Here is a 14,769-nt window from a genome sequence, read left to right on the forward strand (position 1 = left end):
TATGGCGGCATTTGAATACAAAGCACTGGATGTCAAAGGCAAAAGCAAAAAGGGCTCGATTGAAGCGGATAACGCTCGTCAGGCTCGCCAGCGCTTAAAAGAGCAAGGCTTAATGCCGGTTGAAATGGCTGAAGCCAAAGCAAAAAGCAGTAAAGGAGGCAGCGCGCCTTCTACTGGTTTTAAGCGTGGTATCAGCACGCCAGACCTTGCTTTGATTACTCGCCAAATTTCTACATTGGTTCAATCAGGCATGCCGCTAGAAGAGTGTTTGAAGGCCGTGGCAGAGCAATCGGAGAAGCCTCGCATTCGCACTATGTTATTGGCTGTACGCTCTAAAGTGACGGAAGGCTATTCGTTAGCGGATAGCTTAGCTGATTACCCGCACATCTTTGATGAACTGTTTAGAGCAATGGTGGCGGCAGGTGAGAAATCTGGGCACTTAGATGCGGTACTAGAGCGATTAGCCGACTATGCAGAAAATCGCCAAAAGATGCGCTCTAAGCTGCTGCAAGCGATGATTTACCCTGTGGTGCTGGTGGTGTTTGCGGTGACTATCGTTTCGTTCCTATTAGCAACGGTAGTACCCAAGATCGTTGAACCAATCATCCAGATGGGACAAGAGCTTCCTCAATCAACCCAATTTTTATTGGCATCGAGTGAATTTATCCAAGATTGGGGCATCCAATTACTGTTGCTGATCATTGGTGTGATTGTGTTGATTAAGACCGCGCTCAAAAGACCGGGCGTTCGTCTAAGTTGGGATCGCAAATTGTTGAGTATCCCGCTGATCGGCAAGATAGCGAAAGGTATCAACACCTCTCGCTTTGCTCGTACACTTTCAATCTGTACCTCAAGTGCGATTCCTATTCTTGAAGGGATGAAAGTGGCGGTTGATGTAATGTCGAACCACCATGTCAAACAACAAGTATTACAAGCATCAGATAGCGTGAGAGAAGGGGCGAGCCTGCGTAAAGCGCTTGATCATACTAAGCTCTTTCCGCCGATGATGCTGCACATGATTGCTAGTGGTGAGCAGAGTGGTCAATTAGAGCAGATGCTGACTCGTGCAGCCGATAACCAAGACCAAAGCTTTGAGTCGACGGTAAACATTGCGTTAGGCATTTTTACCCCGGCACTTATCGCTCTGATGGCAGGTTTGGTGCTGTTTATTGTGATGGCGACTCTGATGCCAATGCTTGAAATGAACAATTTAATGAGCGGCTAATTCCGTCCATAGAACGTTTTTGGATTATCGAGAGAAGGACAATATTCCCCTCAACTCGTTGTCTGTAATTTGGAGAAAATAATGAAAAACAAAATGAAGAAACAATCAGGCTTTACCCTACTAGAGGTGATGGTGGTTGTGGTTATCCTTGGCGTATTGGCGAGCTTTGTTGTACCTAACCTATTGGGTAACAAAGAGAAGGCTGATCAACAAAAAGCCATCACAGATATCGTGGCACTAGAGAATGCGCTAGATATGTACAAACTGGATAACAGCGTGTACCCAACAACGGATCAAGGTCTTGATGCACTGGTTTCTAAGCCAAGCAGCCCAGAGCCTCGTAACTACCGCGACGGTGGTTACATCAAGCGTCTACCTAACGACCCATGGGGCAACGAGTACCAATACCTAAGCCCTGGCGATAACGGCACTATCGACATCTTTACACTTGGCGCTGATGGTCAAGAAGGTGGTGAAGGTATTGCTGCGGATATCGGTAACTGGAACATGCAAGACTTTCAGTAAGCCTAGGCTTATTGTCGCTTGACGCCGTTATTTGATGGTCGGACGTAAACATATGGAGTCTGCAAGGTGAAAACTACGCACAAACAGCCAGGTTTCACCTTGATTGAGATTCTTTTGGTGTTGGTATTACTTTCAGTAACGGCGGTCGCAGTGATTGCGACCATTCCTACCAATAGTAAAGATGTCGCCAAAAAATACGCTCAAAGTTTCTATCAACGAGTTCAGTTACTTAGTGAAGAAGCGATTTTGAGTGGGCTGGATTTTGGCATTCGCATCGATGAAAAGAAATCGACCTATGTTCTGATGACGCTGAAGTCTGAAGGTTGGCAGGAAGTCGAATTCGAAAAAATACCCTCTTCAACAGAGTTACCGGAAGATCTTGCTCTATCACTCAGCTTAGGCGGTGGCGCATGGGCAGACGATGATCGGTTATTCAACCCAGGAAGCTTATTTGATGAAGATATGTTTGCTGACCTTGAAGAAAAAAAGAAGCCTAAGCCACCACAGGTTTTCATCTTGTCGAGTGCTGAAGTGACACCATTTACACTCTCTTTCTACCCCAACACAGGCGATACCATACAAGATGGCTGGCGTATTAAAGTGTCGGATAATGGTGTGATTCGATTGTTAGAACCAGGAGAAGAAGATGAAGAGGAATAACCGTTCTCCTTATCGCTCTCGTGGTATGACGCTGCTTGAGGTGTTGGTGGCGCTTGCGATCTTTGCTACTGCGGCGATCAGTGTGATTCGCGCCGTAACTCAGCACATCAATACATTGAGTTATTTAGAAGAAAAAACCTTCGCGGCTATGGTCGTTGATAATCAAATGGCCTTGGTGATGCTACACCCAGAGAAGCTGAAAAAGACACAAGGTACGCAGGAGCTAGCAGGTCGAGAGTGGTTTTGGAAAGTTACCCCAATCGATACGGCCGATAATATGCTAAAAGCTTTTGATGTCAGCGTGGCAACCAGCAAGCAAGCTTCTCCAGTCGTTACGGTGCGCAGCTATGTGGTTAACTAAAAGCATGACGGTAAATAACAGTATGGCTCGCAAACAAGGTCTATCTTCAAAAGGGAGAGGTTTTACCTTAATTGAAGTTTTGGTCTCAATCGCTATCTTTGCCACACTGAGCATGGCGGCCTATCAAGTAGTGAATCAGGTGCAGCGAAGCAACGAGCTTTCAGCTGAGCGCAGTGCTCGTTTGAACCAACTGCAGCGCAGTTTAGTTATCTTAGATAATGATTTTCGCCAGATGGCAGTGCGACAATTTCGTACTGATGGTGAAGAAGCATCACCTAAGCTGGTTATAATCAAAGAGTATTTATTGGACTCCGATAGCATTGGTATCGTGTTTACTCGCCTTGGCTGGCACAACCCACAGCAGCAGTTTCCTCGAGGTGAAGTGACGAAAGTGGGCTACCGTCTTAAAGAAGAGACGCTTGAACGCCTGTGGTGGCGCTACCCAGATACACCCGCTGGGCAGGAAGCGGTCATCACCCCTTTGCTTGATGAGGTTGAGGCCTTGGAGTTTGAGTTCTACGACGGAAAGCGTTGGGGTAAAGAGTGGCAAGGCGATAAGTCGTTACCAAAGGCGGTGAGACTTAAGCTGACGTTAAAAGATTATGGTGAGATAGAGCGAATTTATCTGACACCAAGTGGCACCTTAGATCAGGTTGGTGGCGATTCAAGCAGTGACTCCTCAGATAGTAGCGAGGGGGGCGGTGATGCTTCGAACTAATCAGCTTGTACTAACAAGACGTTCGCTAGGGCGTAAGCAACGTGGTGTCGCGCTGATCATTATCCTGATGTTACTGGCGATTATGGCAACCATTGCAGGCAGCATGTCGGAACGCTTGTTTACTCAATTCAAACGCGTTGGTAACCAGCTGAATTACCAACAAGCTTATTGGTATAGCATTGGCGTTGAAGCGCTTGTACAAGATGGTATTAGGCAAAGCTACAAAGACAGTGATACGGTCAACCTAAGTCAGCCATGGGCATTGGAAGAGCAGGTATACCCATTAGATTATGGGCAAGTTAAAGGGCGTATTATTGACGCACAATCTTGTTTTAATCTCAATGCATTAGCTGGAGTAGCAACCACTTCTAGCAACCAGACACCTTACTTAGTGACGGTTTGGCAGACCTTATTGGAGAACCAAGACGTCGAGCCTTATCAAGCTGAGGTTATCGCGCATTCAAGCTGGGAATTTGTCGACAGCGATACTCGAGCAACCTCTTCGGCAGGCGTCGAGGACAGCACCTATGAGGCGATGAAGCCACCTTATGTCGCAGCAAACAGTTTAATGGCGGATGAGTCTGAGCTTAGAGCGGTGTATCAGGTGACTGGTGAGGTCATGAATAAGGTTCGTCCTTTTGTGTGTGCCTTACCGACCGATGACTTTCGACTGAATGTGAATACATTGACTGAGCAACAAGCGCCGTTATTGGAAGCGATGTTTGCACCTGGCTTAAGTGAGTCGGATGCGAAACAGCTGATTGATAAACGCCCGTTTGATGGCTGGGACACCGTAGATGATTTCATGGCCGAGAGCGCCATTACCGCGGTCAGTGCTGAAGTCAGCAAAAAAGCAAAAGCATATTTAACTGTAGATAGTGCCTATTTTGAGCTAGATGCAGAGGTTTTAGTTGAGCAATCTCGTGTACGTATACGAACGCTTTTCTATAGTAGTAATCGAGAAACAGTGACGGTGGTACGCCGTCGTTTTGGAGGAATCAGTGAGCGAGTTTCTGACCGTTCGACTGAGTAGCGAACCACAGAGCCCAGTGCAGTGGTTAGTTTGGTCGACAAGCCAACAAGAAGTGATAGCAAGTGGTGAACTGTCTAGCTGGGATCAGCTTGGTGAGTTAACGCCTTACGCTGAAAAACGCAGTTGTATCGCTTTATTGCCGGGAAATGAGTGCTTAATTAAGCGTGTTGAGATCCCGAAAGGTGCTGCTCGCCAGTTCGATTCTATGCTGCCGTTTTTATTAGAAGACGAAGTCGCGCAAGATATCGAAGACTTACATCTGACTATTTTAGATAAAGACGCAACGCATGCCACCGTGTGTGGTGTGGAACGCGAGTGGCTGAAGCAGGCGCTGGATACTTTCCGCGAAGCTAACATTATCTTTCGTAAAGTATTGCCTGATACCTTAGCGTTGCCTTTAGAAGATCAGGGCATCAGTGCGCTGCAGATCGACCAACATTGGTTATTGCGTCAAAGCAACTATCAAGCAGTGTCGATCAATGAGGCGTGGCTAGCGATGTTCTTACAAAGCGATTGGGTTGCCTTAGATGACGAAGAGCAGTCACCAACGATTTTTAGCTACACCGCACTGCCAAGTGATGACATTCAACAGCAAAGTGGCATTGAGTGGCAAGCCAAACCTGCTGAACTGGTTATGTCTTTACTGAGCCAACAAGCCATCACAAGTGGCGTAAACTTACTGACTGGCACCTTTAAAACCAAATCTTCATTCAGTAAGTACTGGCGCGTATGGCAAAAAGTAGCGATTGCTGCTTGTTTGCTGGTGGCAGTAATCGTCACTCAACAAGTCTTAAAGGTTCAGCAGTACGAGGCACAAGCTGAAGCGTACCGAACGGAGAGTGAACGTATATTTAGAAGCGTACTCCCGGGTAAGCAACGTATTCCGACGGTTAGCTACCTTAAGCGTCAGATGAACGACGAAGCTAAGAAGTATGGTAGCTCGGGTGATGGTGACTCCTTACTTGGATGGCTAGCGTTACTGCCAGAAACCTTAGGACAAGTGAAAGCCATCGAAGTGAATAGTATTCGCTACGACGGCAACCGCTCTGAAGTGAGATTGGAAGCGAAGAGTTCTGACTTCCAACATTTCGAGACTGCGCGAGTGAAACTAGAAGAGAAGTTTACCGTTGAGCAAGGGCCATTGAATCGTAATGGTGATGCCGTATTTGGTAGCTTTACCCTTAAACCCCGTCAATAAACTGCGTAAGGAGATCAGTGATGAGAAATATGATTGAGCCACTCCAAGCGTGGTGGACTTCAATAAGTCAAAGAGAGCAACGATTAGTGATCGGTTGTTCCATTCTATTGGTGGTAGGTATCGTGTACTGGGGGCTATTGCAGCCGCTTAGTCAGCGAGCTGAGATGGCACAAAACCGTATTCAAAGTGAGAAGCAACTGCTGACTTGGGTAACCAATAAAGCCAACGAAGTGGTGGAGCTGCGAGGAAGTGGTGGGATTGTTGCTAGCCAGCCTTTAAACCAATCTGTGCCAGCTTCTATGCGTCGTTTCAAGATTGAATTAATTCGAGTTCAGCCGCGTGGCGAGATGCTGCAAGTCTGGGTGAAACCTGTGCCTTTTAATCAGTTTGTAGATTGGCTGACATACTTGAAAGAGAAGCAGGGTGTCGAAGTTGAGTTTATGGACATTGATCGCTCCGATAACCCAGGGGTTATTGAGGTCAACCGACTACAGTTTAAACGAGGTTAATGTGAAACGCGGTTTATCTTTGAAGTTAGGTTTACTTTTTGGCGGCATCTTTATTGTCTTTTTCTCGGTTAGTCTGTTGCTGCACCTACCGGCCTCTTTTGTACTCAAACATGCACCGGCTGTGCGTGGCTTGAATATTGAAGGTGTTGAAGGAACGGTTTGGCAGGGCAGCGCCAATAATATCGCCTGGCAGCGTGTTAATTACGGTTCAGTGCAGTGGGACTTTCAGTTCTCTAAACTCTTCCAAGCCAAAGCTGAGTTAGCGGTGCGCTTTGGCCGTAATAGCGACATGAACTTGTCAGGAAAAGGACGCGTTGGGTACAGCATGAGCGGTGCGTATGCGGAAAACTTAGTCGCATCAATGCCTGCTGCTAACGTGATGAAGTATGCGCCAGCGATTCCAGTCCCGGTTTCAATTGGTGGACAAGTAGAGCTGACGATCAAGCATGCGGTTCATGCTCAACCTTGGTGTCAGTCTGGAGAAGGCACTGTGGCTTGGTCTGGTGCTGCAGTCGACTCGCCAGTGGGTTCGTTGGATCTTGGCCCTGTGATTGCTGACATCACTTGTGAAGATAATACACTGGCAGCCAAGGGCTCTCAGAAGAGTGCTCAAGTGGATAGCGAGTTCTCTGCGAATGTTACACCAAATCAAAGCTACACCTCGGCAGCATGGTTTAAACCGGGTGCAGAATTCCCACCAGCGATGCAGAGTCAGCTGAAATGGCTTGGTAATCCAGATAGCCAAGGTAAGTACCAGTTTAGCTATCAAGGGCGCTTCTAGTTAGCTTCTTAATAACTAAGTTCCGCTGGTTATCCGACAACAAGATATAAAAATGGGCACCTCATCGAGGTGCCCATTTTATTTGAATATCAGATTGTTATGAGGCTAAGTGGGTTTAGTCTTTACCTTGTAAGATCTCGGCCCATGGTAAGTCAGCATCACCCAGTACAATGAAGTTCGGGTTCTCAAGCGTCTCTCTTTCATTATAAGAGAGTGGTTCTAATTGCGTGCTCAAGATGCGTCCCCCCGCCTCTTCAACAATGCATTGCGTCGCCGCGGTATCCCACTCGCCAGTAGGCCCAAGGCGTAAGTAACAATCGACAGCACCTTCTGCGACCAGACAGGCCTTCAAAGCTGCTGAGCCTAATGGCACTAAGTCATAGTTCCAAGCAGGACTCATACGGCTAGTAATACGATTGATGTCTTGGCGACGGCTGATCGCCATTGCAATAGATTGGTTTGGTAGCTCATGACGATGCGTTTTGATTTTGACGCTGTCGTTAAGGTCTGGAATCTTCCACGCCCCTTTACCGCTGTAGGCGTAATAGCTCACACCAGAAACTGGAGCATACACCACACCCATTACCGGCTTGTTGTGCTCAATTAGGGCGACAATTGTCGCGAAATCACCGCTTCTTGCGATGAACTCCTGTGTTCCGTCTAGTGGGTCAACCAGCCAGTAGCGGTCCCATTGTGCGCGCTTTTCTAGGCTAATGTCAGCGGCCTCTTCAGATAGTACAGGGATATCTGGCGTGAGCTCACTCAGTTTTTTCGAGATCAGTTTATGCGCTGCCAGATCGGCACTGGTGACTGGAGTGTCGTCACTCTTGGTGAACTCTTCGTAATCTTTCTTTTCGTAGATCTCTAAAATGAGCTGGCCTGCAGAGCGAGCAACCTCAATCACAGAGGGTAGGAGATGAGACAAATCTTTTGTTGTTGGCATAAATATTCTCTTACTCTTCGAGCGCTTATGGCTTTAGTTATTATTTAGCGAGCGAAGGGTCAATAGTAGGGCGGTAATACTGCGAGCTTCACAGAAGTCGAGATGCGTTAATAGCTCTTCGGCTTGAGCAAGCGGCCAGCGCACAATGTCCAGTGGTTCAGGTTCATCACCTTCTAGCTTCTCTGGGTAGAGGTCTTCTGCGATAAACAGCGTCATTTTGCTAGAAAAGTAAGAGGGAGCGAGAATCACTTCCTTGAGTGGAGTGAGCTTGTTAGCACCAAAGCCAACTTCTTCTTTGAGTTCACGAACCGCAGCGTCACTTGGTTGTTCACCTGGATCAATCAGTCCTTTCGGAAAGCCGAGCTCGTAGCGTTCAGTTCCCGCTGCATATTCACGGACTAATAGAATATCGCCTTGCTCAGTAATCGGAACCATCATCACTGCGTTGCGCCCGCTAGGCTTCATGCGTTCGTAAGTGCGCTCTTCACCGTTTGAAAAGCGTAAGTCGAGAGACTCGATAGAGAATAGTCTTGATTGAGCGACAGTTTGTTTAGCCAAAATCTCTGGCTTGGTCCTTTTTGTCATTGCGCTCGCTCCTTAGCTCATTTGAATTCTTTCTTGTAAAGTCATTCTAATATAGGGGAAATGACCTTGAGTTCCTAGATCCGAGTTTTCATATCCGAAAATTATTGAAGCAGGAATCGATTACGATCACTTGAATACCTTACTCAAGATGGTAACGAGGTGAAAATATTGCTGGATAACAAAAGAGTATAGAGAGAACGTGGTAGTCCTAACTTGCTCATCCATATAACAAAAAAGGTTGACGCTTGCGCATCAACCTTTCAAAAAATTATTCATACTTAATCAGAGGTTAGTAGTAAGAGTGCTCACCACGATCGTGCTCTGTTGCATCACGAACAGCAGTCAGTTCACCTTCGAACTGTTGAAGAAGTTCTTTTTCGATGCCTTCTTTTAGCGTTACATCAACCATAGAACAACCGTTACAACCACCACCGAATGCTACGATAGCTGCGCCGTCTTCAGTGATTTCTACCAAGCTAACGTGACCACCGTGACCAGCAAGTTGTGGGTTAACTTGTGTTTGAATTGCGTATTCAACACGTTCTAGAAGGGGGGCATCGTCTGCGACTTTACGCATCTTAGCGTTTGGTGCTTTAAGTGTTAGCTGTGAGCCCATTTTGTCAGTAACGAAGTCAATTTCAGCTTCATCTAGGAACGGTAGGCTTAGCTCATCTACGTATGCAGAGAAAGCTTCGAATTTAAGCTCTGTGTCAGACGCTTCAATAGCATCTGTAGGGCAGTAAGAAACACCACACTCTGCGTTTTGTGTACCCGGGTTTACCACGAACACACGAATGTTTGTACCTTCAGGCTGCTGTGACAGCAGATTGGCAAAATGAGTTTGAGCTGTTTCTGTAATAGTAATATTTGACACGACGAATACCTGAGTAAATTTGTAGGCTATTAGCGCCATTCTACTCCTGTCAGATTTGTAATTCAGCCCTTTTTTGTTGGATTGCTGTACAAGTAGCGACTCACGCCAGTTATCCAGAGGGCTCAGGAGTGCGGCAGATGCAGTAAATATCAATCCTTTTCACCCCTACTTCAAGTAATAATTGGCATAATTGATACACAGTACTGCCTGTGGTTACAACATCATCAATTATCGCGACATGCGAGTAATCCATCGCTGAGAAGCTGGTGTTTTTCATCGCGAATGCACCTTTCAAATTACTTTTTCTGGCTGATTTAGTTAATCCTTGCTGCGAACCGGTTGAACGGATGCGCTTGAATAAAACGGCATGCTCCACCTTGAGGTCTTGAGCGGTGTAACGCGCCAGTAGCTGACTTTGATTAAAACCACGATGAAAGTATCGACGCCAATGTAAGGGAACACTGGTGACGAGAGATGCTGGTTCTTCGATGCGTGACGCGAGCAAGGTCGACAAATCTCGAGCAAACCAGAATTTATCGGCATACTTCATCTGTTGGATATAGCCTGCGGTTGGAAAGGTGTAATCACCAACACAATAGAGCCGATGCCAAGGGGGTGGGGCAGCCAAGCACTCACCGCATTGCTCGACGGCTGTGACCGTTTTCAGTCCGCACCTTTGACAGCGAGGCACGAGCTCGAACAGTTTTAGGCAACTATCACACCATCGAGGGTGGTGATCATTAGGCTGTTTATCTAGCTTGCAGAGGTGACATTGAGGTGTGACCAGACGTGGTGTGTGTTTTTGTAGCCAATCGGATAACATAGCTCGCGATGCTTTTGGGTTATGGTGTTCCTTTTGCTCACCATACTGAAAAGTGCAGGTTATCGCTGATGGAAAAAGTAGGGAATATTGAGAATGAGTGACGCGTTATATTGGCATGTTTCAGGGCAGGGACCCGATTTGGTGTTAGTCCACGGCTGGGGAATGAATGGTGCAGTCTGGCAGCAAACCGTAAATGCGTTAGAGGCTGATTTCCGAGTGCACGTTGTCGATTTGCCTGGTTACGGTCATAGCTCTCATTGTCATGCTCAAGATCTTGAGGAGATAGCCCAGCAACTATTGGCCGAAGCTCCTAAGCAAGCTATTTGGGTCGGTTGGTCACTTGGTGGCTTGGTCGCAACGCACATGGCATTGCATCATCCCGATTATGTAAGCAAGTTGGTGACGGTTGCTAGTTCACCGAAATTCGCTGCCGCAAAAGAGCCGGTACTATGGCGCGGCATCCAACCCAACGTATTAACCGCGTTTACGGAACAGTTGGTTGAAGACTTTCAAACCACCATCGAACGTTTTATGGCCCTGCAAGCCATGGGCAGCCCTTCGGCAAGGCAAGACGTAAAACAGCTTAAGCAAGCGGTACTGTCCCGCCCATTACCAAACCCTGAATCATTATTGGCAGGACTAAAGATGCTGTCTGATGTCGATTTAAGAGAACAATTACCGGAGATTTCCGTTCCTATGCTGCGCTTGTACGGTCGATTAGACGGGCTGGTGCCAATCAAGGTCGCTAAAGATCTGGGCAATGCACTACCTCACACCGAGCAGTACATCTTCACTCAATCCTCGCATGCACCGTTTATGACGGAAGCGGATGCCTTCTGCAGTGAGCTAGTCAGTTTCGCACAAAAATAATTGCTAAATTTATCACCATCTTGGTCGATATATAATCTAACCAATGCACTGCATGATACTCAGACATCTCTCTCTCACCTGAGCAGAGTGCAGTAACTTGGGCCATACATGTTGTGCTAACTCAGTACAAGAGTGTTATGGCAGCAGCAATGGGCGATTCTTGAGGAGAGTTCGCGATGATTGTGTCACCTGCAACTGCAGTGAGTGTGCCACTAATCGCCCCGTCCGTTAATGTGCAAACAGAGCAAGTTGCGCGTGATAATAAAGTCCGAGAACCTGTTGCTCCCGCAGTAGCATTGGCGAGAACCAATGCAGAGCGCAAGGTAAAGTCGGACGATAAACGAAGGCAGCAGTCGGCTTGGGATCCTTCAGACCATCCAGGTTATGAAATGGAGAACGAGTCAGAGGCCAATTCGGTTAGCCAAGAAGAGTCACAAGATCCTTTTGATAGGCTGTTTAGCTTGTTGGCGCTAAGAACATACAGTGCTGACCAAGGAAAAGGCTATACCATGCGTTTCCGCCTGCCAAAGCATGTTTTAGATGCGGCGATTCAGGAGGGACAGATGGAGAAACGACGTAAGGTCATAAAGTATCATTATGGTCATGCTGTTGCGCCTCATGCTCCATCTGAAATGTTAGTAGTGCTATGAATCGATAATTCATGATTCAGCTAAATTTCGATGTCTTTTTTGAACAAATAATAAAAAACCTGCATACCCTAAGGGATGCAGGTTTTCTGTTTTAGGCGAATCTGTTTTTCAAATGCGCTATTGGATTATTTTTTCGCTTTAGCAAAAGCAGCTGCGAATGCACCGCCCATTGCGCCATTTTGTTGTGGCTCTTCACGACGGCGTTGTCCACCTTGCGAGTGTTGATTCGGGCGGCTTTGCGTGCGAGGTGCACTTGAACGTTGAGCTCGGTTGTCTTGTCCCGGCTCGTCTTTCATACGCATGCTGAGTGCAATACGTTTACGCTGAACATCCACTTCCATCACTTTCACTTTCACGATGTCACCCGCTTTAACCACTTCACGTGGATCAGAGACAAAGCGATCAGTAAGCGCTGAAATGTGAACTAAACCATCTTGGTGAACGCCAATATCGACGAAGGCACCGAAGTTAGCCACGTTTGATACCACACCTTCTAGAATCATGCCCGGCTCTAAGTCTGAAACGCTGTTTACGCCGTCGGCGAAGGTAGCAGTCTTGAACTCTGGGCGAGGGTCACGGCCGGGCTTATCTAGCTCTTTGATGATGTCAGTCACCGTAGGTACACCAAAGTTTTCATTGGTGTAATCAATCGCGTGCAGGCCACGTAGGAAGTCTGTGTTACCTACCAGAGACTTGATGTCTTTCTGGTTTTTCTTAGCGATGTTCTTAACCACTGGGTAAGCTTCTGGGTGCACCGATGATGCATCTAGCGGGTTCTTGCCGTCCATGATACGCAGGAAGCCAGCACACTGTTCAAAGGCTTTTGGCCCCAAACGAGCGACTTTTTTCAGTGTCGTACGCGCTTCGAAGCGACCATTTTCATCACGGTAGTCGACGATGTTCTGAGCAATAGCGCTAGAAAGGCCAGCAACACGGGTCAGTAGTGCTGCAGAAGCCGTATTCACATCAACACCCACCGCGTTTACACAGTCTTCGACAATCGCATCTAGGCGCTTAGCAAGCATGGTTTGGCTTACATCGTGTTGGTATTGGCCCACACCGATCGATTTAGGGTCAATCTTCACAAGCTCAGCTAGAGGATCTTGTAGACGACGCGCTATAGACACAGCACCGCGCAGCGATACGTCCATATTCGGGAACTCTTTCGCTGCTAATTCAGATGCTGAGTACACCGATGCACCGGCTTCGCTAACGATGATCTTTTGCGCTTTTAGGTTGCCACGTTTAATCACATCAGCCACAAAGCTGTCGGTTTCGCGTGAAGCGGTACCGTTACCAATCGCAATCAGGTCAACGTTAAACTGACGAACCATTTGCTCAACAATGTGAGCTGATTTGTCGTATTGCTTTTGTGGTGGGTGAGGGTAGATGGTCTCTGTCGCGAGAACCTTACCTGTTGAATCAACAACCGCGATTTTCGAACCGGTACGTAAGCCTGGATCTAGGCCTAACGTTGCACGAGGGCCTGCAGGCGCAGCCATCAGTAGGTCTTTTAGGTTGGTGGCGAATACTTCAATCGCTTCGATCTCTGCACGCTCTTTCATCGCGCCCATGAGTTCGGTTTCCATGTGCATAGAAACCTTAATACGCCATGCCCAGCTGATCACTTGCTTACGCCATGCATCTGCAGGTGCACTGCTTAAAGTAATACCGTAGTGATCAGAGATGATGTTTTCACAGTAAGAGCCACGAGCGCCTTCTTCTTGCTCAGGATCGGCATTCATCGCCAGTGTTAGGAAGCCTTCATTTCGGCCACGTAACATCGCAAGTGCACGGTGAGACGGCACTTTGCTGAGTGTTTCGTTGTGCTCGAAGTAGTCTTTGAACTTCTCACCTTCTTGCTCTTTACCTGTCACCACACGAGCGACTAGCTCTGAGTTGCGCGTTAGGTGTTGGCGAATCTTTTCTAGTAGGTTTGCGTCTTCCGCAATGCGTTCCATGATGATCGCACGAGCGCCATCGAGCGCGGCTTTGGTATCGGCAATGCCTTTATCGTTGCTGATGAAGTTAGCCGCTTCCGTTTCTGGATCGTGCTGTGGTTCATTCCACAGTGTGTCGGCAAGTGGTTCTAAACCCGCTTCAATCGCGATCTGGCCTTTAGTGCGGCGCTTTGGTTTGTAAGGTAGGTATAAATCTTCTAGACGAGTCTTGCTGTCGGCTTGAGTGATATCACGCTCGAGTTCTGGCGTGAGTTTACCTTGGTCTTGAATCGACTTAAGAATTGTTTGGCGACGATCATCAAGTTCACGAAGGTAAGAAAGGCGACTATCAAGGTTACGTAATTGGGTATCGTCTAAGCCTCCCGTAACCTCTTTACGGTAGCGGGCAATAAAGGGAACGGTATTACCGTCGTCAATTAGGTTTACTGCGGCGGTGACTTGCTCAGAACGAACATTCAGTTCTTCAGCGATCAGTCGACAGATAGCTTGGCTCATCCGATGAATCTCTTATTTAATATCGTGACAAATACATGGGGGTGAGCGTACGCTTTTTCTAGCTTTGACTGTGTAATTATCCTGTCAGAAGTCGAATTTCCGTTTGTGATACCCGCTTTGTGCGAGATCTCTTACAAGTGATGTGAGACTAAGTCACTTTAAACTCAGAAAATTGTCCCAATTAATATATAAGTTAATGATTTAATTGGCTTTTGTGTTTGTGGGCGAATTTCCCACCTGAAATGTTTTTTAGGACTATCTAGGAAACGCGGCCATTTGCCGTAATATTTAACTTGTCGACAGGGAGTTGGCAGGAACAGGAAAAAGCCTAACGGACTAGGTATCTTCAGGATGAAGATTTGATTACTTAGGATGAGTGGTCAGCAAGGAAGTGATAATCTCTGGATGAGATTCGCCAGTCAGGATGACAGGCTAGAATGGACACCGCTAGGATGGCGATGAACAAAAAGGAAATTGGTTAAAGGATTTAGCCACTATCAAGGAAAGATGCAGGGAGCACCTTATCTCGAAGAGATAAACAGTAGCCGGATTGCTGCG

16 protein-coding genes are annotated in these 14,769 nt (G+C 47.2%); 11 read left to right on the plus strand and 5 right to left on the minus strand.

What is annotated here, in order from left to right:
- Position 1: 1 nt before the first annotated feature.
- From gspF to BCT81_RS06180, 9 genes are all read left to right on the plus strand, one after another.
- Positions 2–1,225 (plus strand): type II secretion system inner membrane protein GspF, encoded by a 1,224-nt coding sequence (gene gspF / locus BCT81_RS06140; RefSeq protein WP_102423537.1) that lies wholly within the window; start codon positions 2–4, stop codon positions 1,223–1,225.
- 81 nt (positions 1,226–1,306) lie between these two features.
- Entirely contained in the window at positions 1,307–1,750 is a 444-nt protein-coding gene (gene gspG, locus BCT81_RS06145) for a type II secretion system major pseudopilin GspG (protein WP_004741459.1), read from the plus strand.
- Positions 1,751–1,816: 66 nt separating this feature from the next.
- A complete protein-coding gene (gspH, locus tag BCT81_RS06150; RefSeq protein ID WP_102423538.1) occupies positions 1,817–2,410 on the plus strand; it encodes a type II secretion system minor pseudopilin GspH in 594 nt (197 codons plus the stop codon).
- Positions 2,397–2,771 carry a type II secretion system minor pseudopilin GspI gene (gene gspI / locus BCT81_RS06155; RefSeq protein WP_004741457.1) on the plus strand — a complete coding sequence of 125 codons (375 nt, stop codon included), beginning with the start codon at positions 2,397–2,399 and terminating at the stop codon, positions 2,769–2,771. The genes gspH and gspI overlap by 14 nt, the downstream gene beginning before the upstream one ends.
- Positions 2,758–3,489 carry a type II secretion system minor pseudopilin GspJ gene (gene gspJ, locus BCT81_RS06160; RefSeq protein ID WP_102423539.1) on the plus strand — a complete coding sequence of 244 codons (732 nt, stop codon included), beginning with the start codon at positions 2,758–2,760 and terminating at the stop codon, positions 3,487–3,489. Before gspI ends, gspJ begins: the two co-directional genes overlap by 14 nt.
- Complete coding sequence (gene gspK, locus BCT81_RS06165) at positions 3,476–4,522, plus strand: type II secretion system minor pseudopilin GspK (protein ID WP_157938860.1); 1,047 nt, start codon at positions 3,476–3,478, stop codon at positions 4,520–4,522. Before gspJ ends, gspK begins: the two co-directional genes overlap by 14 nt.
- Complete coding sequence (gene gspL / locus BCT81_RS06170; RefSeq protein ID WP_102423541.1) at positions 4,491–5,720, plus strand: type II secretion system protein GspL; 1,230 nt, start codon at positions 4,491–4,493, stop codon at positions 5,718–5,720. The genes gspK and gspL overlap by 32 nt, the downstream gene beginning before the upstream one ends.
- A gap of 20 nt (positions 5,721–5,740) precedes the next feature.
- The gene (locus BCT81_RS06175; RefSeq protein WP_061033118.1) at positions 5,741–6,229 is read left to right on the plus strand and encodes a type II secretion system protein M; all 489 of its coding nucleotides are present in this window, start codon (positions 5,741–5,743) and stop codon (positions 6,227–6,229) included.
- Position 6,230: 1 nt separating this feature from the next.
- Positions 6,231–7,010, plus strand: a complete 780-nt coding sequence (locus tag BCT81_RS06180) for a type II secretion system protein N (RefSeq protein WP_102423542.1) — start codon at positions 6,231–6,233, stop codon at positions 7,008–7,010.
- Positions 7,011–7,125: 115 nt separating this feature from the next.
- Here BCT81_RS06180 and cysQ read toward each other — a convergent pair whose 3' ends face one another.
- The 4 genes from cysQ to BCT81_RS06200 form a co-directional block, all read right to left on the minus strand.
- Entirely contained in the window at positions 7,126–7,953 is an 828-nt protein-coding gene (gene cysQ / locus BCT81_RS06185) for a 3'(2'),5'-bisphosphate nucleotidase CysQ (RefSeq protein ID WP_102423543.1), read from the minus strand.
- Positions 7,954–7,986: 33 nt separating this feature from the next.
- Positions 7,987–8,538, minus strand: coding sequence for an ADP compounds hydrolase NudE (gene nudE / locus BCT81_RS06190; RefSeq protein ID WP_102423544.1), 552 nt, complete (start codon positions 8,536–8,538; stop codon positions 7,987–7,989).
- Positions 8,539–8,827: 289 nt separating this feature from the next.
- A complete protein-coding gene (gene nfuA, locus BCT81_RS06195; protein WP_004741449.1) occupies positions 8,828–9,412 on the minus strand; it encodes a Fe-S biogenesis protein NfuA in 585 nt (194 codons plus the stop codon).
- Positions 9,413–9,521: 109 nt separating this feature from the next.
- Positions 9,522–10,235 (minus strand): ComF family protein, encoded by a 714-nt coding sequence (locus BCT81_RS06200; RefSeq protein ID WP_171730403.1) that lies wholly within the window; start codon positions 10,233–10,235, stop codon positions 9,522–9,524.
- Between the two features lie 93 nt (positions 10,236–10,328).
- On the opposite strand from BCT81_RS06200, the gene bioH reads away from it, so the two are divergent.
- A complete protein-coding gene (bioH, locus tag BCT81_RS06205) occupies positions 10,329–11,105 on the plus strand; it encodes a pimeloyl-ACP methyl ester esterase BioH (RefSeq protein WP_102423545.1) in 777 nt (258 codons plus the stop codon).
- 176 nt (positions 11,106–11,281) lie between these two features.
- The gene (locus BCT81_RS06210) at positions 11,282–11,755 is read left to right on the plus strand and encodes a hypothetical protein (protein ID WP_004741446.1); all 474 of its coding nucleotides are present in this window, start codon (positions 11,282–11,284) and stop codon (positions 11,753–11,755) included.
- Positions 11,756–11,880: 125 nt separating this feature from the next.
- Here the strand turns inward: BCT81_RS06210 and BCT81_RS06215 are convergent, their stop codons facing one another.
- Positions 11,881–14,211 (minus strand): Tex family protein, encoded by a 2,331-nt coding sequence (locus BCT81_RS06215; RefSeq protein WP_102423546.1) that lies wholly within the window; start codon positions 14,209–14,211, stop codon positions 11,881–11,883.
- Positions 14,212–14,769: the final 558 nt, after the last annotated feature.

The organism is Vibrio sp. 10N.261.52.A1 (assembly GCF_002876325.1).
GTDB classification, from domain to species: domain Bacteria; phylum Pseudomonadota; class Gammaproteobacteria; order Enterobacterales; family Vibrionaceae; genus Vibrio; species Vibrio chagasii.

Excerpts from the sequence above, each read along its gene's own strand:
- gspF (WP_102423537.1), top strand. The coding sequence starts at position 2 with ATGGCGGCATTTGAATACAAAGCACTGGATGTCAAAGGCAAAAGCAAA.
- gspG (WP_004741459.1), top strand. The coding sequence starts at position 1,307 with ATGAAAAACAAAATGAAGAAACAATCAGGCTTTACCCTACTAGAGGTG.
- gspI (WP_004741457.1), top strand. The coding sequence starts at position 2,397 with ATGAAGAGGAATAACCGTTCTCCTTATCGCTCTCGTGGTATGACGCTG.
- gspJ (WP_102423539.1), top strand. The coding sequence starts at position 2,758 with ATGTGGTTAACTAAAAGCATGACGGTAAATAACAGTATGGCTCGCAAA.
- gspK (WP_157938860.1), top strand. The coding sequence starts at position 3,476 with ATGCTTCGAACTAATCAGCTTGTACTAACAAGACGTTCGCTAGGGCGT.
- BCT81_RS06175 (WP_061033118.1), top strand. The coding sequence starts at position 5,741 with ATGAGAAATATGATTGAGCCACTCCAAGCGTGGTGGACTTCAATAAGT.
- cysQ (WP_102423543.1), bottom strand. The coding sequence starts at position 7,953 with ATGCCAACAACAAAAGATTTGTCTCATCTCCTACCCTCTGTGATTGAG.
- nudE (WP_102423544.1), bottom strand. The coding sequence starts at position 8,538 with ATGACAAAAAGGACCAAGCCAGAGATTTTGGCTAAACAAACTGTCGCT.
- BCT81_RS06200 (WP_171730403.1), bottom strand. The coding sequence starts at position 10,235 with ATGTTATCCGATTGGCTACAAAAACACACACCACGTCTGGTCACACCT.
- bioH (WP_102423545.1), top strand. The coding sequence starts at position 10,329 with ATGAGTGACGCGTTATATTGGCATGTTTCAGGGCAGGGACCCGATTTG.
- BCT81_RS06210 (WP_004741446.1), top strand. The coding sequence starts at position 11,282 with ATGATTGTGTCACCTGCAACTGCAGTGAGTGTGCCACTAATCGCCCCG.
- BCT81_RS06215 (WP_102423546.1), bottom strand. The coding sequence starts at position 14,211 with ATGAGCCAAGCTATCTGTCGACTGATCGCTGAAGAACTGAATGTTCGT.